Raw genomic sequence first — 25,704 nt, 5'->3', positions numbered from 1 at the left:
CATGGCCCGGAGCCTCACGATGAAGAACCCCTTCCCCGGCCCGCAACCTTACCGCGCCTCCGACCGTGATCGCTTCCACGGGCGCGACGACCTGGCCCATCAGCTCGAGGGCTCCATCCTCGCCAACCGCTGCGTCACCGTCTTCGGGCCGTCCGGCGCCGGCAAGTCGTCCCTGGTGCAGGCGGCGGTCCTCCCGTCGCTCATCGAGAAGCGGGAGATCCGCGTGGCGCGGGTCGACGGCTGGCCCGAGGATCGAGACCCGACGCGCTGGCTCGCGGACGCGGTGTACAGCGCCCTCGGCCTCGGCGAGCGGCCGGCCGGCGCCTCGCCCGCGGACGCGCTGATCGCGGCGGCGCAGCGCGCAGCGCGCGGGTCGCCGCGGCTCGTGGTCGTCTACCTCGATCAGATCGAGCAGCTGCTCTACGCGGCGCGCGCCGCGACCGAGGCCGAGGCGTTCTTCGCCTGCGTGAGCCGCCTCGCCGCGCTGCCCACCCGCAACCTGCGCCTCGTGCTGTCGCTCCGCGAGGACTACCTCGGCCGCTTCCGCGATCGGCTGCGCGAGCACCACCGGCTCCTCGATCACGGCTTCCGCGTCGGTCCTCTGACGGTCGCCGAGCTCTGCGAGGCCGTCTGCCAGGCGGCCGCCGCGGGCGAGCCGCCGCAAGCGTGGACGCCGGCGGAGGTGCGCCCGCTCATGCTCCAGGTGCGCGTGCCCGGCCAGGCCGCGGTCGACGAGGCCGAGGCGCAGGCGGCGTACGCGCAGATCGTGTGCCGCGCGCTCTTCGAGCAGCGCGAGGAGGGCGGCGCGGCGGCCAGCGCGGCCGAGGCCGAGCCGATCCTGCAGCGCTACCTCGAGGCGACGCTCGCCGGCCTCGGCGCGCTGCGCGACGGGGCGCGGCGGCTGCTCGAGGACCACCTGGTGACCGCGGACGGCAGCCGCACGCTGCGCACCGAGAAGGAGCTGCTCCGGATCCTCCCCGCGGACGAGCTCGAGCCGGCGCTGAGGGCGCTCGAGGGCGCGGCCATCCTCCACGCCGCGGAGCACCAGGGGAGCCGGTACTTCGAGATCGGCCACGACTGGCTGGCGCGCAAGGTCTTCGAGCAGCGGCAGCAGCGCCGGCAGCAGGAGGCGCTCCTTCGCGAGCGCGCCGAGGCGGAGGCCAGGCTCGCCGAGGAGCGCGCGCGGCGGCGCCGCTTCGCCGCCGCGGCCGCGGCGTCGCTCCTCGTCGCGGCCGGCGCGGCGTCGCTCGGCGCCGTGGCGTACTACCAGAAGCTCCGCGCGGACCGCCTGCGCGTCGAGGAGGCCGAGGCCCGGCGCGAGGCCGACCGGCTGCGGTGGTTCGCCGAGAAGAAGCGCTCCGAGGCGCACGACGCCAGCCTCCTCGCGGGCTTCCGCGAGCTCGCGGTGCGCGCCCGGCTCCCGCTGGCGATGAAGCTCCTGCCCGAGGTGGAGCTGCCCGCGATGCGGCGCGGCTGGGTCGAGCTGGCGAGCGACGCCCTCGCCACGAACGCGCTCCGCGCGACCCTCCACGGGCACGCGGGCCCCCTCGCCGCGGCCGTGTGGAGCCCCGACGGCGAGCGCGTGCTCACGGCCTCCGCCGACGGCGCGGCGCGCGTGTGGCGCGCCGACGGCACCGGCCGGCCGGTGGAGCTGAAGGGCCACGGCGGGGCCATCCTCGCGGCCGCCTGGAGCCCCGACGGCGCGCGCGTGCTCACGGGCTCGGAGGACGGCGCCGCGCGCGTGTGGAGCGCCGACGGCGCGGGCCCGCCGGTGGAGCTGACGGGCCATCACGGCGGCGTGACGGCGGTGGCCGCGAGCCCCGACGGCGCGCGCGTCGCGACGGCATCGGACGACGGGACCGCGCGCGTGTGGGGCGCCGACGGCAAGGGCGAGCCGATCGTCCTCACCGGCCACCGCGGCCCGATCAACGCGGTCGTGTGGAGCCCCGACGGCGCGCGCGTCGTCACCGCCGGGAGCGACAGGACCGCGCGCGTCTGGACGCCGGGCGCGGAGGGCAGGAGCCTCGTCCTGCGCGGGCACACAGGCGAGGTGGTCTCCGTGGCCGTGAGCCCCGACGGCGCGCGCGTCGTCACCGGCTCGCGCGACGGGACGGCGCGCGTCTTCAGGCTCACCGGCGCGAGCGCGCCCGTGGTGCTCGCCGGGCACGAGGACGGCATCACCCACCTGGCCTTGAGCCCCGACGGCCTGCGCGTGGCCACGGCGTCGGCCGATCGGAGCGTGCGCGTCTTCCGCGTCGGCGGCGAGGGCGAGCCGGTGGTCCTGACCGGCCACACGCTCGCGGTGAGCTTCGTCTCGTGGAGCCCCGACGGCGAGTACGTCGCCAGCGCCTCCGCGGACAGGACGGCGCGCCTCTGGCCGGCGGACGGGAGCGGCCCGCCGCTCGTCCTGGCCGGGCACCGCGCGCCCCTCCGCTCCGCGGCGTGGAGCCCCGACGGCGCGCGCGTCGTCACCGCCGCGTCCGATCCGACGGGGCGCTCGTTCGATCGCACGGCGAAGGTGTGGAGCGTCGAGCCGCTCCGATCGATGCCGCACCGGCGCCCTCACCTCGGCTTCTTCCATGCGGCGTCCATCGCCGCGGGGGGCGCGCGCGTCGTCGCGGCCTACGAGGACCGGACGGCGCGCGTCTTCCGGGTCGACGGCGAGGGCGAGCCCGTCGTGCTCAGGGGCCACGAGGGGTGGGTGGCGAGCGCGTCGCCGAGCCCCGACGGGGCGCGCGTCGTCACGGCCTCGTTCGACCGGACGGCGCGCGTCTTCCGGATCGACGGCGAGGGCGAGCCCGTCGTGCTCAGGGGCCACGAGGCCGAGGTGCGCGCCGCCGTCATGAGCCCCGACGGCGCGCGCGTCGTCACGGCGTCGGACGACGGCACGGCGCGCGTGTGGAGCGCCGACGGCAAGGGCGAGCCCGTCGTGCTGCGCGGGCACGAGGACTGGCTCACCGCCGCGGCGTGGAGCCCCGACGGCGCGCGCGTCCTGACCACGTCCCTCGACCACACCGCCCGGGTGTGGAGCGCCGGCGGCGCGGGCGCTCCCGTCGTGCTCGAGGGCCACGGCGGCGACGTCTACGCCGGCGCGTGGAGCCCCGACGGCGCGCGCGTCGTCACCGCCTCGGACGACGGCACCGCGCGCGTGTGGAGCGCCGGCGGCAGGGGCGATCCCATCGTGCTGCGCGGGCACGAGGGCGCGGTCCTCTGCGCGCTCTTCAGCCCTGGCGGCGAGCGCGTGGTCACCTCGTCGGCCGACGGCACCGTCCGCCTGTGGAGCGCCGACGGCGAGGGCGCGCCCATCGTGCTCGGGGCGCCGTCGCCGGTCATCGCCCTGGCCTTCCTCGACGGAGGGCAACGGCTCATGACCGTCACCACGGACAACAGCGTCCACACCTGGATGATCGACGTGGACGCGCTGAGGCAGCGCCTGCTCGCCGCGCACACCGACTGCCTGCCGCCGGACGTGCGCGTCACCTACCTGGGCGAGGCCGCGTCCGCCGCCCGGGATCAGTACACCGCGTGCGAGCGCTCGTACCAGCGCGCGCCGCTCCCCCTGGAGGGCTTCCGACAATGACGGCTCGCGACATGGCCGCGACGGCGGCGCTCGTGTTCCTGTCGACCCTGAGCGCGTGCGAGCGGCCCGGCGTCGAGGACGACAGACCTGAGCCAGCGACGGTGGCCGCCGACGCCGCCGAGGTCCCCTCCCCGGCCATGGCGCGGCCCGGCGTGCACCGGCTCGGCGCCGACGAGCGCCGGGCGAAGCTGCTCGTCCTGCCCGCCGACGCCGCGGTCGAGGTCGACGGCGTCCCGGCGCGGCGGCGGGACGGCGTCATCGAGCTCTCGGGGAGGGTCGGGCAGACGCATCGGGTGCGCCTCTCCAGGGACACGCGGCACGCCGAGGCGATCGTGACCGTCATGGATGCCGGCGTCTCGCCGCCCTCGCTGGACCTCGCCGCGCTGGCGCGGGCCGCGCGTCCCTTCGGGCGCGGCCGCCTCCCGACCGCGGCGACCACCGAGCCTGCGGCCGACGAAGCCGACGCCTCCGCCGCGCTGGAGCTCGCCGAGACGCCGGAGCTGGCGCTCGATCCCGTGTTGCCCGGTGTCGCCGCCGGGTACGACGCGCCGGCGGATCGCGCGGCGATGGAGTCGGCGCCCGGAGCCGCGCCAGACGCGGTGCGAGGCTCCGCGCGGGCGAACGAGGGCCCGGCGTGTGTTTGTCCGCCGACGACGCAGGTCATCTCCAGGTGCCCGCCCGGCGCAGCCGCGGCGGCGGAGCACGGGAAGCAGCGCGGCGGCGGGCTGGCCGGAGACTCCTTCGAATGAGGGCGCGCGCAATGCAGGGCACGAAGCGCCGACGTTCCGCGGTTCTCGGCGTCCTCCTCGCCGCGGTGCTCCTGGCGCCGCTTTCCTTCGGCTCGCTCGCCGCCGCGCAGCCTGGCGGGCCCGGTGCCCCCGTGCGCCGCGAGGAGGCGCGCGCGCACTTCGAGCGCGGGATCGCGCTGCGCGATCAGGAGCGCTGGGCCGAGGCGCTTGCCGAGTTCCAGGCGTCGCGCTCGTTGTTCATGACGCTGAACGGGACGACCAACGCCGCCGCGTGCCTCATATGGCTCGAGCGCTACCTGGACGCCCTCGAGCTGTACGAGGGCGCGCTGCGCGACTTCTCCGAGCGGCTCAAGGGCGAGGAGAAACGCGACATCCTGCTGGTCGTCAGGCTCCTTCACAACGCCGTCGGGACCCTCGGGATCGTGGGCGGCGAGCCGGGCGCGACGGTCCAGCTCGACGGCGTATCGCGCGGCGAGCTCCCGCTCAAGGCGCCCCTTCGCGTGCCTCGCGGCCCCCACGCCCTCCGCGTGGTCAAGGCGGGGTACCAGCCGTTCGAGCAGCGCCTCGAAGTGGCCGGCGGGGCGGCGGTCCAGGTAACGGCGCGGCTGATCCCGCTTCAGGAGGCGGCCACGCTCGAGATCGCCGGGGCGACGAGGGAGGAGCCGAGCGCGCGCGGGCTCCGGCCGGAGCGCGACGCCGAGTCCATCGAGGACCGCGGGGGACGCGGGCCGCGCCGCCCGCCCCGCCTGCTCGCCGAGGTGAGCGCCGCGGTGCCGCTCATCGTATCGATCGGCGGAGACGGGTCGACGGGGTGCGCGGCGCCTTGCAGCAAGCCCCTCGGGGTTGGCTCCAGCTTGATCGTCCGCGGGGGGTACGGCATCGACGATCTCTCGTTTGGTGTCTCGGCGGGCTACCTGAGCGTGCAGCAAGCTGTCCGCGGGCGCAGCGCGAAGGTCGAGGCCGCCGGCGGGGCTTCGTACCCGGTGAGCGTCGATGACGCGATGGCCCTCCGCGGCATGCTCCTCGGCGCCTGGGTCGGCTACTCGTCGGGCGAGATCTTCCTGCTCGACGTGCGGCTGGGCGCCGGCGGGTTCTTTGGCACGGTGGCGGACGCGCGCGCGAGCGCGCAGGTGTCGGCGAGCCGCGTGCTGTCGTTCAGCCCGTCCGAGCAGAGCGCGGCGGCGCGCTTCGTTTACCTCGCGCCCGAGGTGCGCGCCGGCGTCAGGCTGGCTGGACGGGTCGAGCTCACGCTGGGGCTCGAGGTGCCTGTGCTCATCGCCGTGCCGAGGCCGGCGTCGGGCCAGCAGGTGTTCGTCGACACCACGACTGGGCTCGACGGAGCCGCCTCCGCCTGGTTTCCGGGCGGGCCCCTCACGGCCCCTCTCTTCCCGTTGTTCATGCCTGTCCTGGGCGCCAGGTACGATTTCTACTGAGGCCGACCTGCCTCCGGCTCACTGCCGCGCGCGCGGGTGGAGATCCCACGTGTGAGCACCGACGGCGGCGTCACGTTTGGCCCCGAGGCCAACCCGCCCGGACAGGCGCTTTTCTCCGACTGGGCGGGATCGCGTGGGCTCCTCTACATCACCGGCACGGGCGGCATGGATATCGACATCATCCCACCGGTCGATGGCGTAGGCCGACTCCAGGTCGACCCGTCTGCCGGCGGGGAGCCGGCAGATCGCACAGCGCTCAGCGTTCACGCCGCAACGATGCGGCCTCTTCTAATGCAGTGTTCGCATATTGCGCGTGGCGCGCTGGCTGCGAGGTCGATTATGCAGTCGCGGCGATTGCCTGTCCGGCGCTCACCGGCCGCACCCACGCCTCCAGCGGGATACCGTACACGCGCCGGCAGGCGTCGCGGTCCTCCGCGCTCAGCGCGCCCGCTCGCGATCTACACCACGTACACCCACCAGACGCGCATCACGCAGTCCCACGGGTCGAGCGTGGCGAGGACGCGGAACCGCCCGACGCGCAGCCGCACGATGACGGCATTATCCGCGGGGACGCGGTGCACGGCCCCCTCGCCCGTCGTGGCGAAGCGCTGCACGGCCGCGTCGATGCGCTCACCGTCACGCCAGTGGAGTCGCTGAAGCGAGACGATGCCCGACGGCATCCACTCGACCTCCAGGTCATCGAGGGAGGCGCGCGCGCATCAGCTCGTCGAACTCGGCGCCGGCGCCTTCGGCCTCCGCCCTCCTTCGGAGCTCAGCCGTCACCGCTTCGGCTGGGAGCCCCGGCCCGTCCGCCCCGGCCTGCATCGCCGCGAGTTCCTCGTCCGTCAGCGGCTCGTCGTCGATGGGCGCTCGCAGAACGGCCTGCCAGACCGGATCGTCCTCGTCGATCGCGGGCTTCCTGGCAGGCGCGGCGCTGTCTCGTCGAGGGCTCATGCCCAAAGACTACTACGGGCCCCTCGCCAGATCGACGGCGCCGGGTATGGAAAATGCGCATGGCAAGCCGGAATGCTCATCCTCAGCCGAACTGCTCCCGCTCCCAGCGCTCCTGCTCGGCGATCGCTCGGTCGGTCACGTGCACGCCCTCGACGAAGAGCTCCGCGTCCTCCGGGTCGTCCAAGTTCAGGCCGAACCAGAGCATCATGACGCGCTCGCGCGGTGAGACCGAGCGGAGGATCTCGGCGGCCGAGAAGCAGCGGGGCACGAGCGGGAGCCTGCCTCGCGAGCGGACCGGCGCCTCCGGTCCGGGGCCCATGGCTCCCAGGGTCTCGTCGAGGCCTACGCGGGGCGCGTGGGCGGCGTCTTCATCGCGGTCGTCATCGCGATCGCGGTCGACCTCAGCAGGGACAGGAGCTGCCGCGAAGCGGCTTGGTCCAACACGGCTCTCGCCGTGTCTTCTGAGTGGTGGCGCCGGGAATCGAAACGCCTGCCGAGGGTAGGGATCCGCAGGGATCGCGTAGGTTTCCGCATGCGACGGGAGCGGCAAGCGTGCCGACGACGGCGGCTAAGTGCGCGAAACCTCGTGAGCCGGACGAATCCCGGACGAAACCGGAGGACCCGCGGACGGTGCTGCTCCGCCAGCTCGCGGAAGGCATGAGGGAGGCGCTCGCGGCGGGCGACGTCGAGGCGGCTCGCATCGCCTACGAGAAGGCGTTAAATAACGTTCCCCATCATGTTGGAGCCAATTCCGTCCGGGCTGTCACTGAGGTAGATGCCCACGATGGATGCTCGCCACTCATCACGGCTGATCCGACCGTCACCGTCGGTGTCGACGTGGGTGAAGGCGACGGCTGCAACCGAGGCATCATGCCCGGCACCCAGGTAGAGACGGAACAGCTCGTCGCGCGAAATGAAGCCGTCGTCATCGGCGTCCACGGCGTCGAAGGTGGCGTCCGCGATCATGGCACACGCCTCGACGTAGCCGTCCGCGTGGATCAGCGCGTTGGCCGCATCCATGTACTCGGCCCGGCTGACCCGACCGTCAGCGTCAGCGTCAGCAGCAAGACGGATCTGCTCCCACAAGTGCCAGTAGCTGCTCATCACGGCGGCCCGCTCCGAGCTGTCCGCAGCCAGGCCGACGGCGTCGCAAGATGACTTCGCGCTTTCCGCCAGATCCGCCGCGTCGATTGTGCCGTCATGGTTGTGGTCGAGGATGGGCCACGAGGATTCGAAGTTCTGGATCTGCAGCTGAGTCAGCATGTAACTCCTTCTTACGGTACCGGCGAGAGCAACGCTGAGGGTACGCGGATGGGCAGCGGGGGCGCAGCGGGTCTCCGGGCACCAGCAGCATCACAGGACCGAGGATAGTAGACTCGTCGCCGCCGCTGTCCACTGGATTTCCGACCCGCTCGGGGTGTACGTCGTCAGGCGCAGCAAGCGACGCAGCAGCGCGCGGGTCTCGGCCAGCCCGTGCGGTACCACGGAAAGAGCCTGTGCCCGGGTGACCGCGTTGCCCCATCTGGCGGCCCCGGTCCGCGCTCATCCCTTCTTCACCATATTCATGTGCGCACGCTTCTCCGCCCGCCGAACGTCGCAATGACCTGCTTCTCTGCCGCGCCGGCAAGCATGATCATGTGCTCCAAGAGCTTGCGGAGCGTCGACTCCGGCTGTGCGGCCATCTCCGTGTAGGAATCCACATGCCGAGGGTCACCCGAACGCGGCGCGCTATCAACACTGGTTGGCGCTCCCAGCTCATTGCGCCGCCAGGTCCGCAGGACCTTTTTGCACGGCAAACCCGGGGTAAGTCTCCTGGCACGCTCGGTGCGGAGCACGCCGCGTGGCGATCCCTTCCAAGGCGCGCTCTGCCCTCGCCTCGGCGGCGGCCTATGTTCCGCCCCTCCGGTGGAGGCTGGAACAGGTCGGTCGGGAAAGGGCACAGTGAGGAGACGTAGGTGACGCTCCCCCGCCGCGCGGGCCGCGAGCGGCGCACGACTTGAAGGTGTTGTGGGGCGCTCCCGCGCGTGCTCTGATGCGCCCAGCGAGCGGTCGGGAACGTCACACAGAGATGGAGAGCTGACATGGATGACAAGGGCTACATGGGCTGCGCATTCTACGTGCAGGCGCATCAGGATGACTGGCAATTCTTTTTCGCGAAGCAGGCCTTGATCGATCTCGACAGCCCGACGTGCAAGGTCGTCTTCGTTTACACCACCGCCGGAGATGGAAACCCCGGGAACGATTCATATCATGAAAAAGGATGGTGGGAGTCGAGAGAGTGCGGCACCTTGGCCTCCACGCTCCGCGCGGAGATGACGTCCGAGGAGTTCGAGCCCTACGTGGACAAACTGCCCCTGCCCAACGAGCCGTTCGCATGGGAGGAGGTGACTCGCAACGGACACCGCGTCGTTCGGCGCGTCTGGAAGAACACGGTCAGCTATCTTGTCCGAATTCCGTCGATGTCGCCGTTGGAGTCGGGCGGTGAGGGTCCGTCCTTGAAAGGACTGCACGAAGGGACGCTGAAGAAAGGGTTTCTGCTCAAGTCGATCGACGGCCTGGCTTCCTACGAGACCTGGGCAGACTTCGGAGAGACGTTGTGGGCCATCATCGACGAGGAGACCCCGGCTCATCTGAAGGGGAAGGACTCTACCACTGACGATCGTCCCCGCATCATCGTCGCGGATGACTCCAAGGTCCGCAATCCCGGGACGAGTGATGGCCACGACAATTGGGACCACTATGAAACGTCGCTGGCGGTGAAGGAGTACGTGGCCCCCCACGGGGGCTACAGTATTGAGCTCTACTCGACCTATTACACCAACACGGACCAAAGGCCGACGTTGTCCGGCAAGGATCTCAAGCGCAAGCAGGAGATCTATGACGCGTACCGAGACACCTTCGTGAAGAAACTGGCCATGTACGGCGGCGACAGTGCGAAGGTCATGGCGTACTGCAACCACGAGTGGGGAGAATATGGAACGTACGACGCTTATTGGAGATGGGCTCCCTCGGACTGGGCCGAAAAAGACCGCTAGCGCCCCGGCCCGCCGTCACCGGCCCGCGAGCGTGAGCACCGTCCCCTCGGCCAGCAGGCGGACCGGCCCAAACCGGCCCATCACCCGGCATGCCTCCACGTCCTCCCTGTGCAGCCCGCGCGCGAACGAAGCCAGCGCCGCCGCGCGCTCCTCGCCCGCGAGCGCGGCATGCTCCCGGGCGAGCGCGAGGGCGCGGCCCACCGCCCAAGCCAGGTTCACCGCCGTCGGGTGGGCCGCGGACAGGACCGCGCCGGCCTCGGCCACCACCGCGGCGTAGCCGGCCTCGCCCGAGGCGGACGCGTTCAACGGCGCTGGGCTGAAGGTCGATGACCTCTCCGGCAGTGTACCACCCCCGCCCGCCCGCCGAACGACGGACCATAAGCTGCTGGCGAAGCCGGCCAGCTTCATCGGCTTGTTCGGCGCCCCAGGTGACGATGAACGTGTGCAATTGCTGAGGTTTCAGGCGCGCACGAGCAGCGCGTAGCCGAGCATCGTGCGCAAGGCCTCTTGCGCGCGGCGCGGCAGCAGCGCCTGGATCGGGCGGAACCAGATCGGCCACGGGACCGGGCGCCCGATCTTCTCGCCCTCGACGACGAGGTGGCGGGGCTCGGTCCAGCGCCAGCTGTGGGCCGCGTAGAACGCGGCGGGGTCCCGCGCGCCGTCGCGAATCGGCGCGTTCTTGAACTTCACGCCGCGCGCGCGCACGGCGCGGTTCAGGAACGGCGCGCTGAAGTCGACGATCCACGACTCGATCGCGGCCTGCGCGTGGACGTCGTCGGCGAGCTTCGCGACGTCCTCGAGCGGCAGGTACGTCAACACGCCCTCGGTGAGGACGATCGCGCGCCGCGCCCGGGCGACGCACTCCGCGAGCGCCGCGCGCCGCGCGTCGTCTACGGACAGGTCGGCGGCAATGCGCGCGAGGCGGCAGCACGGCGTCTCGCCCGCGAGGCGGTCCTCCTTCAGCGCGACGATCTTCGGCATGTCGACCTCGACCCACGAGAGCGACGCCGGCAGCGTCATCCGGTACGGGCGCGTGTCGAGGCCCGCGCCGAGGTTCAAGACGGTGTCCACCCCGCGCGCGATCGCCTCCTGCAGGTAGCGGTCGATCACGACGGTGCGCACCACCGTCATCCACTCGAACTGCTCGGCGCCCGTCATCTTCCGCGCGAGCTCGCGCCCGCGGTCGCCGGCGAGCCGGCCGGCGAGCGGGTCCTGGAAGAGCGCGCCGGCGCGGTCGGTCTCGCGCGCGCGGTAGGCGGCGATCCACAGCGCGGTGTCGGAGACGTCGGCGATCCCGGGATCCATGTGCGCAGGATACGGCGTGCGCCGTTCACGGAGAAGCGCATGTCGACGACGTTCTCGAAGCCCCTGACCTTGCGCAGACGGCGCAAGAGCTCTTGCTTGCGCAGCGCGACCTCCTGCATCTCCGACGAGGACTTCACCTCGACGAGTACGCGCTTCCCGAAGCGGTCCGCGGCGCGCTCACTGTCACCGTCGGCGCGCTCACCGTCACGATCGGCGCGCTCACCCTCACGGTCGGCTCGCTCATCATCACCAGCCGCCTCCACGCCGTCCTTATCCGCTCCCGCTGGAACATCGAAAGCTGCCCTCGAGGTCTCTCATCACGAGGACCGCTCGCTGAATCCCCCCGGGCTCAACGCCTTGCTGCCGAACGGTTGAGCTGAGCGGCGCGCGCGCCCGCGTCGAGCTTGTCACTTTATCTTTCACGCGTCCGCTCCAGCGAGGTGTTAGACCGCGGGTTGGGCACCACTATTGATCTCCCATGGAACACCGTAGCGGTCGACGAGAACCCCGAATCCTGGCGACCAAAACGTCGACTGAAACGGCATTTGAACAGTACCGCCATCGCTCAGCTCATCGAAGATAACCTTCGCTCGCACCGCATCTTGAACGGAGAGTGTGACAAAGAAGCCTTGAGGTGCGCGATAGCTTTCGGGTGTAACGTCGGCGCCCGTCAGTTCAATGTCACCCACCAACAATGTGGCGTGCACGATTCGCTCATGCAACCCTGGATCAGTTGAAGCCGCTATGGGAGATTCACCGTAGGTGAGCATCGTTTGAAGCGTTCCCCCGAGTATCGTCTGATACTTCTCCATTGCTTCTCGACACTGACCGTTGAAGCACAGATGTGGGCTGATTCGCATGCGTCTTCCTCGCGTCTAACGTAGCAATCAGTTGCGTCGCAGGGCCTAGCGGCGGGTTATGGCATGTAGGCGGCGAAGCGCCGCGGCATATCTGCGTATTCCCGCGAATAGGTCGCGACGCTCCGCGGCACATCTGCGTATTCCCGTGAATAGGCAGCGACTTCCGCGACCTATCTGCGCATCTCCGAAGATAGGCCGCCGCTGCGGAGACCCGGCGAGGGCGGGGCATCGGCAACCCCGCGGATCCTGCTACCTGGTGGGGCGAGGGCGGCGTCGCGGTCGAGATACTCCAGGGTCGCCAAACGCGATGGTTTCCCGTTGGGGCGTTCTGTGGAGGGTACAGGCGGCGTCGTCATTCCTGGAGTCCAGAGCGTTCGCGAAGATTGACAACGAGACGACCGTCTCGTTGTCAGAAGTCCGTACGGGGCGATCTGGGAATGGCCGAGCACGGGTCCAGATTGCTCTTCTCATGCTGGCCATCTAAGCTCGTCGGACAGGTAAAGTGCACCCCGCAGGTGCTGGTAAGACCCCGGGCGGCGTGGCCGAATCCCGATAGCGCGAGGTCCGACAGGTCCGGTATATGCCTCCGCGCCCCGGAGGGCCAAGGAACCGATCCACCTTCGGACGGGCCCGTCAACGTCCGCTGTCCGTCCCGCAGACCGGTCCGCCGGCCTGCGGTTACCCCAGAGGGATCGCAGGAGGCGCGGGCGAAGCGCCTACGGAAAGGGGCTCGCCGCTCGCCTGCGACGCGAAATGCCGGGAAGCGCCCGTCGCTGGAGGCGCTCTTCGCTGAGCGGCGGTTTTGCGGCGGGACGGAGCGGAGGGTCTCCGCGGCGGAGCGGGGGCGGCGGGCGGGACGGGTGCTCCGAGCGTACCAGACGACGCGGGCGGACGGCGTGGACGCGCGTATGCCCGCGAGTGGGAGGAGCTTGGCGCACCGCCGGCCCCTCCCCACGCGGACATCTTCGCCGGGCGGTCCGGCACTCGGCACAAGCCGGACGAGGCGGCGCCCATCCTCGTGGAGGACGAGGCGAGCGCGTTCGCCTCGGAGGAAGAGGGAGGGCGAGCTGGCGAGTTCCCCACGCCCCGCCCTTCCGACGTGCCCGACACGGTCGAGAGCGCGCCTTCGCGGGACGCGGCGGACAGCATCACCGAAGCGTCTCCGGTCGCCACGCGGCGCCCCTCCGAGACGCCCTCCACCCTCAAGAGCGCGATCCCGCCGCGGGACACCCGGGATAACGTCATCCAGGAGCCTCCGGTCGCGCTGCGGTCGCCTCCAGCGCCCGAGCTACCGGACCTCGAGCCGATGCTGCCGGTACCGCCGGTGCCCTCGACCCCTCCGTGTTCTCCAGTGCTGCCGGCACCGCCGGTGCCCTCAACCTGTCCGCGCTCAAGCCGCACCCCAAGGCGACGCTCCCCGCCGCGCTGGTTCGGCGCGGTGCTCGCGCTGGCGTTCGTGCTGGGCAGCGCGGCCGCGGTCCTGCGGTGGGCGCCCCCGCGTCACGTCGTGCCGCGCTTGGCGCCAGTGGTCCAGGCCGCGGCGGGTCGAGCCATCCCGCCGTCCTCAGCTCGACCGCTCGATCGATGCCCTGAGCCGCTCCCAGCGGCCGCCACGCCGCCTGTCGCGGCGCGGCCGCGCACGAACTGGCCTGCCGCTCCCACACGGCAGACCATGAAGACGCCGGCGCAGGAGCCCGACCTCTGTGACGGTCTGCTCCCTTGTCAGAAGGTCTTTTACTGAGCTGCGAGAGGGGTCTCATGCGGTCGACACCTTGTTTTGCCTTCAGCATGGCTGCGCTGCTCGATTGCGGAGAGGACCTCGCGCTCCCCGGGCCCCGGACCGACGACAATTCGGTGTTGTTGTGGATCGGCGACACGCCAGATTTTCCCATCTGTCCGGAAGGTCGGCTCGACTACTGGGATGGATGGGCTGATGTGCGCACGGATCCTCAGTACCAGAACGAATGCGGGACGTGCGCTTGCAGCCCTGCCGAGTGTGTGCTGCCGGACAGCGTGAAGGCGCATGAGGCGCCTCTCTGCGTTGACGAAGGGGTCAAGGTCAACCTCGCCGGTGCAGCCGACCCGCCAGGGCACTGTGTCAAGACCTCGCCCCTTGTCCCAGGCGACGCGTTCGCCTCGATCACCATCAAGCCGCCCACGATGGCTCCCGCATGCAAGCCGTCGAAGGGCACTCCGCCCCCTCTTACAGGGAGCTTTGCGCGAGCTTGCCCGTGGACCGGTGAGTATAGGACAGGGTTCGATGGGCTGGTGTGTATCGCACCCGAGCACGACGGCTCGTGCCGGCCGGGCTTCTCCGCGCGCTTCGAGTTTCAGGAGAAGAGCAGAGACGCTCGTACCTGCACGCCATGCGAGTGCGGCGCCCCCGTCGGCGGAAGCTGCGTGGCGGATGTACTGCTCTTTGGCGACACGACATGCTCGGACATGCTGATCTCGATCAACGGAATCGGCACAGAAGAGGAAATCTGCTACGGCGCACCTGCCGATTCGCCGCTCGCAGGGGTGCGCGTGGTATTCGCACGGGACGAGCCGGGCACGTGCACGCCAATGGCCACCGTCTCCATGGTCGACGGCACGATCGAGAGCGGCGAGACCCGAACATTTTGCTGCTCCAGCGCGGAGATCATCTATGGCAATGTTGATAATTGACCGAGGCAGAGATGTGGCCGCCGCGATGCGCTGGGTTGCGCTCTCCACGCTGGCCACGTGTGTGCTCATCGGGTGCTCGTCGCCGGTGCCCGAGGATTTGCCAGATCCAGATCCGAGCCAGCTCCTCCTGCTCTGGGACGGCCGATACGAGAGTGCTCCACGGTGCGGTGACAAGACCTTGTGGGAAGGCTGGGCGGGGACGCCTGGGCCGGTCGAGTGCGAGCCTTGCGAGTGTGGACCTGCTCAATGTCTGCTCTCGGACAGGGTGCTCCTGCACTCCTCGTCCGATTGCTCCAGTAGTGACCTCGTCTCTACAATCGATGCGGGCAACAGTTGGGATGGCACGTGCTTTCCTCTTACCCATCCCATTCCCGGCGAATCCTATGCATTTGTGACGATCGAGCCGCCGCTTGTGACTGACTGCCAGCCTGTCACCCCGGTGCCTCCGCTGCGGCGAACGAACATGACATTCGTTCGGGCATGCAGTCCGGATATCGACTTCTTTTCTACGGATTTCCTCCATTGTTATCCGCCGCAGCCGAACGGAGAGTGCTGGGACTCCTATCGGGTCCGGCGGGATGTGCAGCTCTACAACGACACGCGCACGTGCAGCCCTTGCTCTTGTAGCGAGCCGAGCCGCGACAAGTGCCGCGTACAGACCACGGTGTATTATCAGGCAGACTGCTCCGAAGAGCTCGGAGCCGTTTTCGTTTCCGGGCTGGATGGACCGCTCTGCACAGACACGATCGACGGACAGATCGGTGCGATTCGGTCTATCCTCGTGAAGGACGAGCCGACCTGCACGCCTTCGACCGACTCCAAAGTTGTGAGCGGCGAGCTCACGCCCGGTGACACGCACGTGCTCTGCTGCAACCGTTAGGACCGCCCCCTACTCCTGGACCCGGACCTTCACCGAGACGGGGAGGCGGCCGAACTCGCGCTCGCGGCCCTCGTCGTCGGCGCCGCGACCGAGCTCGGCGAGGTATAAACGGCGGCCGCGCCCGCATGACGAGCACGGCGATCGCGACGAGCGAGGTGCGGGTGACGGGTCGGCTGCTCGACCTGGTAGAGCTGCGGCTCGTCCGGTCGCACCGGTGTCGCATGCGGATCTAGGGTGTGCAGGCGCTCTCACGATGGTCCTCAGTTCTTTGCTCATGGCTCAGATGAGGCTGCAGAGGACGCCCAAAGTGCCGAGGGCGGCGCCCGAGTAGTTGGAGCAGCGCTGCGCATCCCGCGGATCCCTCGCCCTGGGGCACAGCGCGGACGTCGGTGCCTCGGTCGCTTCGTCCGCAGTGCCGCAGGCCGACGCCCCGACGAGCGCGGCCATGGTGAAGGTTACTGATCGGGATCACGCAAGCCGCGAACAGCCTCTCGCGCGGCTCGCTCCCAGTCCGAGCCGAACAGACTCTCCATGCACTGGAGCGAGAGCTGGTACAGCTCGGGCGGCCGCTCCCCGCCAGCCAGCGCGGCGGAGCCCATCGTGTGAAGTCGGCGCATCCGCTCAACGTCCTCCACGGTGATGATCGTGGGGCCCTGAACGCGCCCGTTCACATGCTCCATCATCGCCCACTCGGCGGCGCCCAGGGTGTTCTCCCACGCGGAGGGATCCACCCCAAGATCCGCGTCACCGCGCTTCAGCGCGCAGGCAAGAAGGTAGATATAACCAAGGGCGAAGACCTGGGCATAGACCGTCCATGCGAGCTCTTCCTCCAGGTCTGCCTCCGCGTCGGTCCGCTCCTCGTCCGTCATGGCGTGGACTGTACTTCCGTGCCGAGAGGCTGCCAGCTGCGGGAGCCGCTCCAGGCGCGCGGCCACGGGGGGCGCAGAACGGCCGCAGGCACGCCGAACCGCTCGCTCCGCGTGCGCTGGTCGCGCGCGCCGACGCCCTGGAGCACGGCCGCTGCCCAGGCCCTGGCGCGAGGTCCCAAGCGTCCCACGGCGCCTCCACCTGGGGGGAGGTGATCCCTGCCGACGTGCGAGCCGCCCGAGCTCCCCGCCGGCGCGTCTCGCCACGGCCGCGCCGCCGCGGAGGGGACACGCCGAGCTCGCGTCGAGCTCCTCGCCGTCCACGCGCCCGAGCTCGGCCACGTCGACGGCGGCTGCCCGGGAGAACAGCTCCCCGCGGCCGCTCCCCCGCCAGGCGCCGCCTCGAGCGAGCGGCGCGTCCCTGCGGGGTACAGCCAGTCCCCTCCGGTCCGCCGGAAGGTGCGGAGCACGCCGCGGGCTTGGCTGGGAACGATTGTCCTGGAGGGACTCGCGCCGCTCGTGGCCTTCGTGGGGATCGAGGTCGTCCGGCGGAATCGGCGGCGATGCACCGGTGAATGACGCCGATCAGCTGGGCCGATTCGCCTTCTCGGATACCACCTGTCCGCCGGCGCTGGCGGCGGAGGACCACGGCGGCCCATCAGCCCCTGTCGTGGTGCATCCGCGCGGCGTCGCGATCATGCCCGGCAGTTCCGCAGACAGCCACTCTGCCGTAGCCTCGCTCGACATGGCTACCAACAAAAAAACCTCGCGCCGGCAAGACCTGGCGTCCGTCTTCGTCACTGGCACCGACCCGCTGGCGTTCGCGCCGTCCGTGGTCACCACCCTGTCCGCCCAGCTCGCGGGCTTCATGGCCGAGCCCCACGGCTACGCTCCCGAGCTCGCCGAGGAGCTCGTCGCGGCGTATCGCCCGCGCCTCACCGCCATCACGCCGGATCGGCTGGAGGTCCCGCGCCTCGACGTCGAGTCGGTCAGCCGCGCCCTCCTCGGCGTGCACGCGCTCACGCAGGCCCCGCCGCTCCTCGCGCTCTACAAGGGCGCGGCCGCGCAGGGGGAGTTCCAGCTCGACAACCTCGATCACCTGAAGGCGCTCGCGCTCATCCTCCTCCACGCCTATCGCCAGGCGGACGCCGCGGGCGCGTTCACCAGCGGCGCCAAGCTCTCTGCGGCGCTCGACAAGGAGTCGGCGGAGGTCGAGTCCCGCCTGCAGAAGGTCTGCGAGCACTTCTTCGGCGACGACCCGGAGCTCGGTCCCGTCCTCCGCCGCCTCAGCGCCGGCACCGGCTACCTCGATCGCGCGTACGACCTCCTCGGCTACGCGGACATCTACCAGGCCAGGCACGACGTCGTGTCCAAGGATCCGATCCACTACCGCGCGACAGACCTCGCCGATGCCCGGCGGCTCGCCTCCCAGATCCTCGCCGTGCTCGGCGCGGCGCTGAGCCCCAGGGCGCGCGAGGCGTACGACCTGCTCCAGCGCGCGTGGACGCTCGCCAAGCCGCTCTACGTCGAGGTGCAGGAGCTCGGGCTGCGCTTCCTGCGGTACGATCCCCAGCGCGAGGCGCGCTTCCCGTCGCTCTACGTGGTCGGGCGGGCTGGCCAGGGCCGGAAGAGGACGAAGAAGGAGCCGGCGGCGCCGGCGGGCGTGGACGCGACGCCCGGCGCGGGCGGCGGAGTGACGCCCGGCGCGGGCGGCGGAGTGACGCCCGGCGCGGGCGGCGGGGCGACGCCCGGTGCGGGCAGCGGGGCGCCACCGGCGACCCGGGGCACCGAGACGCCGGCGCCGGTGTAGCGGACGACGCATCCGGGCGTAGTATCCACCTGTTCAGGTCCAGGATGCTCGAACGAGGCGATCTGGAGTTGCAACTCCCCCTGCGGCCTCGCTCGAGGTCCTGGCCGGAGTTGCAACTCCCCCTGCGGCCTCGCTCGAGGTCCTGGCCGGAGTTGCAACTCCCCCTGCGGCCTCGCTCGAGGTCCTGGCCGGAGTTGCAACTCCCCCTGCGGCCTCGTCCGGCATCCTGGCCGGAGTTGCACCACCGCCGGCCGTCTCGGCGGACCTCCTGGCCAGGAAGAGCAGATCGAAGACCATCTGCTGGTTGACGAGCGCCAGCCGCCTGACCGCCCTCCCGGCCGGTTCGTTCTCGGGCGACACGGCACCCGGTCGTGCGCCGAGGAGACGAGAGAGGCCGTCAGGCCTCGTCGTCCCGAGGCAGGCTCAGGGGAGCTCCACGATGTCCGAGGGCACCCGCGGGTTCACCTCGTAGTGGTCGATGAACTGGCCGCTGAACCCGGTGATCTCCACGTCGTCCCCCAGGGCGATGCCGCTCACGTCGATGCCGGTCCCGGCATAGACGAACACGGTGACCTCGCCCGAGCCGTCGTCGACGTGGAACCGGTAGCCATACTCCCCGTCGTCGAAGACCTCGTCCACCACCGTGCCTCCGATGCGGATGAGGGTCCCCTCGGAATCCTCGCCCACGTCGCCCGTGTCGATCGGCTTGGCCGGGTGGACTGGATGGGATCCGGAGACGGCGATGTTCGTGGGCTGGACGCCGAGGACCTGGCCGAAGCTGTTCTCCACCGTGCCGGTCACCACGACCTCCTGGCCGAGCGCATAGCTCCCGCCCAGCGCGTCGTGGATATAGATCCCCGTGCGCCCGCGCTGGATGGCGAACCCCTGGTCGTTGGGCGCGAACGCGCCCGAGGGGACAGACACGACGCCCTTGACCGTGACGACCGTCCCCTCGGGCTGCGCCCGCGCGAACCGGATCGAGTTGCCCGCCGCGGCAAGGGGCGCGGCGGTGATCAGGACTGCGATGAATGCGGCGGCGCCGCGGAGCAATGTACGCATGAAGATCTCCTCAATGGGCGCCCGGCCGGGTGGGCAATCGTCGAGGGCCACCCGGCTGGGCATTTGATTCTCAATGAAAAAGCACTGCGAGCGTCAGTATGGCAGCGGAGATGCCGTGTGTCTATGAGACCTGAGTCGAATAGCGCGCCGTCTGGCGCTCGATCCTGGAGGCGTGCGAGGGCCTCGCCGGACCGAGAATGGCGCCTGTCGACGCGCCTGGCGTCGACGCCACGGCGAAGACCTCTACCGCACAGGGATTGTCGTCACGGGCGAGCTGCCCGGCGGGGAGCGCCGCGCGCTCGTCCCTTGAAGCTCGGCTGGCGAGGGCCCCGCAACCGCGAGATCGCGGGGCCTTCGGGTGGCGGGGTGGTCGAGGATCAGGAAGTGCTCGGAAGCACCGGTTACGGGCTCGAGAAAAGCAGGGAGGCCGGCGCCCAGCGCCCGAGCGTCTCGAGTCCATCGAGGGTCGGCGCGGTCAGCGAGTCACCGATGGCGAACCGATTGCCGACGATCGTCGCGCCGTGCGCGCTGAACTTCGCGGCTCCGGCGTTATCCTCGAACGGCTCGCAGACGCCGCCTCCCACCAGCGCGCCGATCAGATAGCTCGTGTTGGCTTGCAGCGTGATGGGGCTCGCGAGCGTGTGGTAGCGATACGTCTCGACGAGCGGATCGTTGCTCAGCACCGTGGTGGACGCGAGGAGCGTGGTGCCCGCCGCGTTCCACAACCCCACCTGGAGGCCGCCGCCGACGAAGCCGTCGGTAGCCGGTCCGGAGAGGCTGCTATCCTGTCCCCCGAGAGCGCTCACCGTCATGGCGCTGCTCCCCACCTGGAACAGCATGCCCATGGTGTACGGGCCATCGGTCCGGTGGCTGGCCGGGCCGCCGCCGTCGCTGAAGAGCGCGGTCTGGCAGCCCGCACCGAAGCACCCGAACAGCGCGCTGGCCGGCGCCCAGCGTCCGAGCGCGCCGGTGCCGTCGATGGTCGGCGCGGTCAGCGAGCCGCCCGAGGCGAACCGATTGCCGACGATCGTCACGCCGTGGGCGCTGAACTTCGCGGCGCCGAAGTTGTCCTCGAACGGCTCGAAGGCGCCACCCACCAGCGCACCGATGAGATAGCTGGTGTTCGGCTGGAGCGTGATGGGGCTCGCGAGAGCGTGGTAGCGGTACGTACCGACGAGCGGGTCGGCGCTCAGCACCGTGGTCGACGCGAGGAGCGTGGTGCCCGTCGCGTTCCACAATCCCACCTGGACGCCGCCGCCGACGAAGCCGTCGGTGGCCGGTCCGGAGAGGCTGTCATCCTGCGCCCCGAGGGCGCCGATCGTCACGGCGCTGCTCCCCACCTGGAACAGCGTACCCATGGTGTACGGGCCATCGGTCCGGTGGCTGGCCGCGCCGCCGCCGTCGCTGAACATCCCGGCCTGGCAGCCCGCGCCGGAGCACCCGAACAGCGCGCTGGCCGGCGCCCAGCGTCCGAGCGTGCCGTTGCCCTCGATGGTCGGCGCGGTCAGCGAGCCGCCCGAGGCGAACCGATTGCCGACGATCGTCACGCCGTGGGCGCTGAACTTCGCGGCTCCGGCGCTGTCCTCGAACGGCTCGAAGGCGCCCCCCACCAGCGCACCGATGAGATAGCTGGTGTTCGGTTGGAGCGTGATGGGGCTCGCGAGATCGTGGTAGCGATACGTCCCGACGAGCGGATCGGCGCTCAGCACCGTGGCGGACGCCAGGAGCGTGGTGCCCGTCGCGTCCCACAGTCCCACCTGGACGCCGCCGCCGGCGAAGCCGTCGGCGGCCGGTCCGGAGAGGCTGTCGTCCTGCGCCCCGAGGGCGCCGATCGTCACGGCGCTGCTCCCCACCTGGAACAGCATGCCCATGGTGTACGGGCCGTCGGTCCGGTGGCTGGCCGGGCCGCCGCCGTCGCTGAACATCCCCGTCGCGCAAGCGGTCGACGTCGGATTGGAGCACACCCCGGTCATCGGGTTGCAGGTGCCCGCTTCATGGCACGCGTCGGAGGGCGCGCAGACGACGCCGCTGCACAGGTCGGCGGGAGGGGTCTGGCAGTTCGTCCCCGTGTAGCCGGACGGGCAGGCGCAGGTGTAGCTGCTCCCGCTCGAGGCGCAGGTGCCACCGTTCTGGCAGGGCGCCGCGGTGCACGGGTTGGCGTTGCAAACCCCGCCCGCGCAGTTCCCGGTGACGCAGTCCGAGCTCGTGCTGCATCCGCCTCCGACGACGCATTGCGGGCACGCGCCGCCGCCGCAGTCGTTGCCCGTCTCGGCGCCGTTCTTCGCCCCATCCGTGCACGTCGGCGTCAAGCCGGAGAAGGCGGCCGGGACAGCGGTCTCACCGGAGTCGCCGCGCCCCCAGCAAGAGACGGTGCCCTTCGAGGTCACGCCGCACGCGTGCTGTCGGCCCGTCGCGGCCTGGACGAACGTGTCAGGGGGCGGAGTCGCCTGACCATGGCTGTTGTCACCCCAGCAGTGGAGGGTGCCGGTGGTCCTCAGAGCACATCCGTAAAGGTATCCCAGGCTGAGCTGGCCAAAAGAGTCGAGGGTGGGCGGGGTGGCCGCGCCCGCGGTGTCGAGGCCATCGCAGGTGATCTGGCCCGCGAAGAGGGTACACGTGGTCTGTCCGGAGCTCGTCGCGACCTGCGTGTAGGCCTCGGTGAACGTGGTGGGGCTGTCCCCCCAGCAGACGGGGATGTTGTTCGCCGGCAGGCCGCAAGCCTGGTAAATGCCCACCGAGACTCGCGTGAAGGTGCCCGACGGCGGGCTGGTCTGGCCGTGATCGAACTGGAGGCCGTCGTTCTCGAGCCCCCAGCAAGCGAGGTTGCCGTTCGTCCGCACACCGCAGGTGTACAGCTCGCCCGCCGAGATCTGCGTGAAGGTGCCCGACGGCGGGCTGGCCTGGCCATAGGAGTTGTCGCCCCAGCAGCTGACCTGGCCGCTCGTGCCGATGGCGCAGCTATGCCAGCCTCCCGAGCTGATCTGGGTGAAGGTGCCGGCCGGCGCGTCGAGCTGGCCCAAGGAGTTGTCGCCCCAGCAAGAGAGGCTGGCGTCGTTCTTCACGACGCACGTGAACTCGTCACCCGCGCTGACCTGGGTCACCGGACCGGGGCCCGCCTGGACCCCGCAGCCCGGCCCGGGGCAGGCCACCGTGTAGCAGACATCCAGCCTGGGCCGCACGCTCACCGTGGGCGCCTCGCTGCTCCAGAACGACGTGGCCTCGGGCGCGCTCGTGGTGTCAGGGTCGAGCTCCGCGGAGAGCGTGATGCCGTAGTTCGAGATTTCCCCGATCGTCCACAGCTGCGTCATGTACGTGAGGTCGGCGCCCGCAGTGCCCCTACCGTAGTCCAGCGGACTGCCGAGTCCGCTGTAGGTGCCGGGCATGGTGCCGTACTGAACCGTCGCCGCGTCCCACGGTCCGGTCAGCGGGTAGATCGTGTTCTCCAGGTAAGGTCTCGTGGTGTCCTCGATGACGAGGTAGAGCTGCGCCGACGTGACGTTCGCGTAGCTCGGGATCGCGCTCAGGTCCCACTGCAGGAGCGGGGCCAAGCGCTCGAAACGCGTGGCGCCAGCGTCGACCGTGTGGGCGGTGCCGCTCAGGAGCCTGGTGGGAGAGGGAGTCCCGTAGTACTGGGCGGTGGTGTCGACGACGTTGCCCGAAAACCCCTGCTGGACGGTGACGCACGACGCCTGTGCGACAGCGGTCGGCGACTGCGTGACGACGAGCGTGCTGAAGTGGTCGATCGCGACCGTGAGCGTCTGCCGCGGGGGAGAGACCGAGCCGTCGAGGGTCAGGAACCCGTTGCGTCGCTCGCAGTTCAGGCCCGAGTCGTCGCAGAGCCACGCGCTCGGCGTGGTCGCCGTGAGCGGTACGGGGATCGTGAACAAGAGCCCCGGCGAGAACCGCGTGCCAGAGGGGCCGAACTGGTAGATCGGGAAGAGCACCGGATCCGCGGTGGGCAGCGCCGAGGGGAGCAGCGACGGATCGCTGAGCGCCTGGAGCGTGATGGTGACGGGAACCGCCGATGTGGCGCCGCCGACCTGCACGGTTGTCTCGGGGGCGATCTGGAGGACCGCGTCGCCGAGCGTGATCGTCTGCGCGACGAACGCGCCCGGGACGGCGTCTTGCGCGACGAAGCAGGAGCCCGTGGCGCAGTCGCCCATGCGCTGGTCGCAGACCAGCGCCGTGCCGTTGCAGCTGGTGCCGCCGCAGACATCGGGGCCGACGACGTGCGCGCACGCGCCGCCCTGGCAAGCGTCCACCGTGCAAGGATCCCCGTCGTCGGTGCAAGCGACGCCGTCCGGCACCGCCGTGGGGAGTGCGCACGCGCCGGTCGCCGGATTGCAGGTCGGCGACTCGCACTCGTTCGTGCTGGCGGGGCAGGAAGCGGGGCAGAGGCAGGTGTAGCCTTCCGCGTCGTCGACGCAGGTGCTGCCCGGCTCGCAGGGGTTCGAGTCGCAGTGCTTGACGGCGAAGGCGTCGATCTCGCAGTTCACGCCCGTGTACCCGTGCTCGCAGGAGCACGTGTACGTGGAGCTGGGGGGCGCGCCCGGCGTGCAGACGCCGCCGTTCTCGCAGGGGCTGGGCTCGCAGGGGAGCGAAGGGCTATCGCAGTCGGCGCCCGTGAACCCCGGCGGGCACTGGGTCTCGCAGCGCTCGCCGCCCCAGCCCGCGTCACAACCGCAGACGTCGTTCGTGCACGACGAGTTGCCGCAGCAAGGGATCGTCCCGTCGCAAGACGCGTTCGCGGGCAGGCAGCCGTCGCCGCTACAGCTCGGGTTGCCCACGGCGATGTAGTCGTGGAGGTGGCCTACGTGTTCGAGGATGCAGGCGTCCTTGCTGGCCTGGAGGATGGTGTAGGGGTAGCTCCCCGAGCCGGAATGGTGGCAGATCTGGACCTTGCCGTTGACCGCCAGGAGCGTGCACAGCAAGCCGACGATGGGCTGCTCCGCCTCGCCGACGTGCTCGGCGTCCGACCCGTCGGGTATGTCCGTGCTCGAGCACCCGATGCCGAGGACCGTGAAACAACTCAGGCCGAGCAGCGCGACCATCGCGCCGAGCCTGCGAAGAGAGGTGACATGCGTCATGACGCTTCTCCTTTGGCGGGACGCGCGGTCGCGATCCGCGGGTCGCCCGCCGGGAGCGGCACCCTGCATCAGCACGTCGAAGGGAGCGACCTGGATCGTGATCCAGCTTTCGGAGGTGCAGGCTCTCGTGGTAAGCTGAGGAGGCTTCCCTGAGGCATCGCCTCATTTCTTCACCTCCTTCCGGCGCCCCTCGTCCAGGCGGGAGCCCACCTGGATCGCGCGATCAGCCGCCGCAGTCGAGGGGGATCGTCAATCTCCACATGTCGTTGAGCAGCACCGGCGCGAACTCCGCTGTCGCTCCCCCGAAGAGGTAGAGCTCGTAGGCCGTCGCGGTCCTGCGAGTGAAGTAGAACTGGCCGAACCTCGGCGCCGGCGCCGGCCCCGTCATCGCGGTGTCCACGCGCGTCCAGGCCCCTGTCTGGAGATCGAAGTACCAGAGATCGGACAGGGTGGACCCGTCGAACTGGCTGCCCCCGAAGAGCCAGATGCCGTCGTTGTGCTCATCGGCGATCAGCTTCGCATTGTCACGGTGGCCCGGTCCGCCGGCCTCGTCGAAGACCAGCTGATCCCAGGTCTCCGTGTCGAGGTCGAACATCCAGAGGTCGCCGAGGTAGTTCTCCGGCGTGAAAGTGCCGGTCCCGTTCACGGCGTCGTTCGTGTATCCCCCGTAGACGAGCAGGGCGTTCCAGCCCTCGGCGTAGACGAGCGGATGGTGGGCTCGAGCGCGCGGGGCGGGCGAGCCGGTCGCGACCTGCTTCCAGCCGTTCTTGTAGCGGACCAGGTTGTGCTGGAGGCCGTCAGGGCGGTTGATGAAGGCCGGCAGCGTCGACGAAGAGCCCGAGAAGGCGTACGCGACGGTCTTGTGCCTCCCGTTCTTGCGCACGGCGACCGCCTCCGTGGAGCGGTTGGCGCGCCCGATCTCGGCCGCGCTCTGCGAGATCTCCGTCCACCCGTGCACCGGGTCGAACCGGAACGTGTCCTGGTGCGTGAGGTCGAGCCCGCGCCGGAAAGGACCTCTCCCGCCGGAGACGATCAGCGCGTCCTCCTCGGCGACGCACCACATCATCGACTCGGCCCTGGCGGACGGCCCGCCCGGGTACTGGCCGAGGTCGTACCAGGTCAGCGCGTCGACGTCGAAGGCGCTGAAAGCGGCCACTGCCTCGTCATCCGGGTAGGTCCCGTTCAACCCGCCGAAGATGTAGAAGAGGCCGTCGTGATAGGCGCTCGCGCCGTCCCAGATGGCGTCGGGGACGTCGCCGCCCTGCGGGAGCTCGGTCCAGTAAGGCAAGCTCGACTGGGCGGCGCTCGGGCGGATCCCGGCGAACGAGAGCAGGAGAGAGAGAGAAGCGATGAGGAAGATCCGAAGCTGAACCCTGCGTGTCATCCGTGCGACCTCCTTGTGTCAGGCAACGGCGGGCT

The 25,704-nt window shown here is 70.4% G+C and carries 17 protein-coding genes; 6 read left to right on the top strand and 11 right to left on the bottom strand.

All coding sequences use genetic code 11. From position 1 onward, the window contains the following. Nucleotide 1 precedes the first annotated feature (1 nt). The 3 genes from WME89_RS21050 to WME89_RS21040 are packed head-to-tail and all read left to right on the top strand — an operon-like array spanning nucleotide 2 to nucleotide 5,762. On the top strand, nucleotides 2-3,580 hold the full coding sequence (locus WME89_RS21050) for an nSTAND1 domain-containing NTPase (RefSeq protein WP_438010912.1): 3,579 nt from the start codon (nucleotides 2-4) through the stop codon (nucleotides 3,578-3,580). Next, complete coding sequence (locus WME89_RS21045) at nucleotides 3,577-4,329, top strand: hypothetical protein (RefSeq protein ID WP_438010911.1); 753 nt, start codon at nucleotides 3,577-3,579, stop codon at nucleotides 4,327-4,329. The genes WME89_RS21050 and WME89_RS21045 overlap by 4 nt, the downstream gene beginning before the upstream one ends. Nucleotides 4,330-4,340: 11 nt before the next feature. Further along, nucleotides 4,341-5,762: a PEGA domain-containing protein gene (locus WME89_RS21040; RefSeq protein WP_438010910.1), complete on the top strand. Its 1,422-nt coding sequence runs from the start codon at nucleotides 4,341-4,343 to the stop codon at nucleotides 5,760-5,762. A gap of 458 nt (nucleotides 5,763-6,220) precedes the next feature. On the opposite strand, the gene WME89_RS21035 is transcribed toward WME89_RS21040, so the two are convergent. The 4 genes from WME89_RS21035 to WME89_RS21020 all read right to left on the bottom strand — a co-directional run bounded on the left by WME89_RS21035 (nucleotide 6,221) and on the right by WME89_RS21020 (nucleotide 7,979). Next, entirely contained in the window at nucleotides 6,221-6,442 is a 222-nt protein-coding gene (locus tag WME89_RS21035; RefSeq protein WP_438010909.1) for a hypothetical protein, read from the bottom strand. Between the two features lie 16 nt (nucleotides 6,443-6,458). Continuing rightward, nucleotides 6,459-6,716: a hypothetical protein gene (locus WME89_RS21030; protein WP_438010908.1), complete on the bottom strand. Its 258-nt coding sequence runs from the start codon at nucleotides 6,714-6,716 to the stop codon at nucleotides 6,459-6,461. A gap of 82 nt (nucleotides 6,717-6,798) precedes the next feature. After that, nucleotides 6,799-7,035, bottom strand: a complete 237-nt coding sequence (locus WME89_RS21025; protein WP_438010907.1) for a hypothetical protein — start codon at nucleotides 7,033-7,035, stop codon at nucleotides 6,799-6,801. Between the two features lie 398 nt (nucleotides 7,036-7,433). After that, nucleotides 7,434-7,979: an EF-hand domain-containing protein gene (locus WME89_RS21020; protein ID WP_437928809.1), complete on the bottom strand. Its 546-nt coding sequence runs from the start codon at nucleotides 7,977-7,979 to the stop codon at nucleotides 7,434-7,436. Between the two features lie 818 nt (nucleotides 7,980-8,797). On the opposite strand from WME89_RS21020, the gene WME89_RS21015 reads away from it, so the two are divergent. Then, a complete protein-coding gene (locus tag WME89_RS21015) occupies nucleotides 8,798-9,751 on the top strand; it encodes a hypothetical protein (RefSeq protein WP_438010906.1) in 954 nt (317 codons plus the stop codon). A gap of 15 nt (nucleotides 9,752-9,766) precedes the next feature. On the opposite strand, the gene WME89_RS21010 is transcribed toward WME89_RS21015, so the two are convergent. The 3 genes from WME89_RS21010 to WME89_RS21000 all read right to left on the bottom strand — a co-directional run bounded on the left by WME89_RS21010 (nucleotide 9,767) and on the right by WME89_RS21000 (nucleotide 11,916). Continuing rightward, nucleotides 9,767-10,159 carry a hypothetical protein gene (locus tag WME89_RS21010; protein WP_438010905.1) on the bottom strand — a complete coding sequence of 131 codons (393 nt, stop codon included), beginning with the start codon at nucleotides 10,157-10,159 and terminating at the stop codon, nucleotides 9,767-9,769. A gap of 51 nt (nucleotides 10,160-10,210) precedes the next feature. Next, nucleotides 10,211-11,056, bottom strand: a complete 846-nt coding sequence (locus WME89_RS21005) for a class I SAM-dependent methyltransferase (RefSeq protein WP_438010904.1) — start codon at nucleotides 11,054-11,056, stop codon at nucleotides 10,211-10,213. Nucleotides 11,057-11,499: 443 nt separating this feature from the next. Next, on the bottom strand, nucleotides 11,500-11,916 hold the full coding sequence (locus WME89_RS21000; protein WP_438010903.1) for a VOC family protein: 417 nt from the start codon (nucleotides 11,914-11,916) through the stop codon (nucleotides 11,500-11,502). A 1,788-nt stretch (nucleotides 11,917-13,704) separates the two neighbouring features. On the opposite strand from WME89_RS21000, the gene WME89_RS20995 reads away from it, so the two are divergent. After that, a complete protein-coding gene (locus tag WME89_RS20995; protein WP_438010902.1) occupies nucleotides 13,705-14,583 on the top strand; it encodes a hypothetical protein in 879 nt (292 codons plus the stop codon). A gap of 1,335 nt (nucleotides 14,584-15,918) precedes the next feature. On the opposite strand, the gene WME89_RS20990 is transcribed toward WME89_RS20995, so the two are convergent. Then, nucleotides 15,919-16,332: a hypothetical protein gene (locus tag WME89_RS20990; RefSeq protein WP_438010901.1), complete on the bottom strand. Its 414-nt coding sequence runs from the start codon at nucleotides 16,330-16,332 to the stop codon at nucleotides 15,919-15,921. Nucleotides 16,333-17,074: 742 nt separating this feature from the next. Between WME89_RS20990 and WME89_RS20985 the strand changes: the two genes are divergently transcribed. Beyond that, nucleotides 17,075-18,139 carry a hypothetical protein gene (locus WME89_RS20985; RefSeq protein WP_438010900.1) on the top strand — a complete coding sequence of 355 codons (1,065 nt, stop codon included), beginning with the start codon at nucleotides 17,075-17,077 and terminating at the stop codon, nucleotides 18,137-18,139. A gap of 423 nt (nucleotides 18,140-18,562) precedes the next feature. On the opposite strand, the gene WME89_RS20980 is transcribed toward WME89_RS20985, so the two are convergent. From WME89_RS20980 to WME89_RS20970, 3 genes are all read right to left on the bottom strand, one after another. Beyond that, on the bottom strand, nucleotides 18,563-19,198 hold the full coding sequence (locus WME89_RS20980) for a hypothetical protein (protein ID WP_438010899.1): 636 nt from the start codon (nucleotides 19,196-19,198) through the stop codon (nucleotides 18,563-18,565). A gap of 401 nt (nucleotides 19,199-19,599) precedes the next feature. Continuing rightward, nucleotides 19,600-24,285 carry a DNRLRE domain-containing protein gene (locus tag WME89_RS20975; RefSeq protein ID WP_438010898.1) on the bottom strand — a complete coding sequence of 1,562 codons (4,686 nt, stop codon included), beginning with the start codon at nucleotides 24,283-24,285 and terminating at the stop codon, nucleotides 19,600-19,602. 223 nt (nucleotides 24,286-24,508) lie between these two features. Continuing rightward, the gene (locus WME89_RS20970; RefSeq protein ID WP_438010897.1) at nucleotides 24,509-25,669 is read right to left on the bottom strand and encodes a Kelch repeat-containing protein; all 1,161 of its coding nucleotides are present in this window, start codon (nucleotides 25,667-25,669) and stop codon (nucleotides 24,509-24,511) included. Between the last annotated feature and the right edge of the window lie 35 nt (nucleotides 25,670-25,704).

The organism is Sorangium sp. So ce321, from assembly GCF_051530195.1.
GTDB lineage: Bacteria > Myxococcota_A > Polyangia > Polyangiales > Polyangiaceae > Sorangium.
This window is presented reverse-complemented; position numbering and strand designations above follow the sequence as displayed.

Excerpts from the sequence above, each read along its gene's own strand:
- WME89_RS20985 (WP_438010900.1), top strand. The coding sequence starts at position 17,075 with ATGGCTACCAACAAAAAAACCTCGCGCCGGCAAGACCTGGCGTCCGTC.
- WME89_RS21050 (WP_438010912.1), top strand. The coding sequence starts at position 2 with ATGGCCCGGAGCCTCACGATGAAGAACCCCTTCCCCGGCCCGCAACCT.
- WME89_RS21045 (WP_438010911.1), top strand. The coding sequence starts at position 3,577 with ATGACGGCTCGCGACATGGCCGCGACGGCGGCGCTCGTGTTCCTGTCG.
- WME89_RS21005 (WP_438010904.1), bottom strand. The coding sequence starts at position 11,056 with ATGGATCCCGGGATCGCCGACGTCTCCGACACCGCGCTGTGGATCGCC.
- WME89_RS20980 (WP_438010899.1), bottom strand. The coding sequence starts at position 19,198 with ATGCGTACATTGCTCCGCGGCGCCGCCGCATTCATCGCAGTCCTGATC.
- WME89_RS21020 (WP_437928809.1), bottom strand. The coding sequence starts at position 7,979 with ATGCTGACTCAGCTGCAGATCCAGAACTTCGAATCCTCGTGGCCCATC.
- WME89_RS21035 (WP_438010909.1), bottom strand. The coding sequence starts at position 6,442 with ATGCCGTCGGGCATCGTCTCGCTTCAGCGACTCCACTGGCGTGACGGT.
- WME89_RS21040 (WP_438010910.1), top strand. The coding sequence starts at position 4,341 with ATGCAGGGCACGAAGCGCCGACGTTCCGCGGTTCTCGGCGTCCTCCTC.
- WME89_RS21025 (WP_438010907.1), bottom strand. The coding sequence starts at position 7,035 with ATGGGCCCCGGACCGGAGGCGCCGGTCCGCTCGCGAGGCAGGCTCCCG.
- WME89_RS21010 (WP_438010905.1), bottom strand. The coding sequence starts at position 10,159 with ATGAAGCTGGCCGGCTTCGCCAGCAGCTTATGGTCCGTCGTTCGGCGG.
- WME89_RS20970 (WP_438010897.1), bottom strand. The coding sequence starts at position 25,669 with ATGACACGCAGGGTTCAGCTTCGGATCTTCCTCATCGCTTCTCTCTCT.
- WME89_RS21000 (WP_438010903.1), bottom strand. The coding sequence starts at position 11,916 with ATGCGAATCAGCCCACATCTGTGCTTCAACGGTCAGTGTCGAGAAGCA.
- WME89_RS20990 (WP_438010901.1), bottom strand. The coding sequence starts at position 16,332 with ATGACGGACGAGGAGCGGACCGACGCGGAGGCAGACCTGGAGGAAGAG.
- WME89_RS21030 (WP_438010908.1), bottom strand. The coding sequence starts at position 6,716 with ATGAGCCCTCGACGAGACAGCGCCGCGCCTGCCAGGAAGCCCGCGATC.
- WME89_RS20975 (WP_438010898.1), bottom strand. The coding sequence starts at position 24,285 with ATGACGCATGTCACCTCTCTTCGCAGGCTCGGCGCGATGGTCGCGCTG.
- WME89_RS20995 (WP_438010902.1), top strand. The coding sequence starts at position 13,705 with ATGGCTGCGCTGCTCGATTGCGGAGAGGACCTCGCGCTCCCCGGGCCC.
- WME89_RS21015 (WP_438010906.1), top strand. The coding sequence starts at position 8,798 with ATGGATGACAAGGGCTACATGGGCTGCGCATTCTACGTGCAGGCGCAT.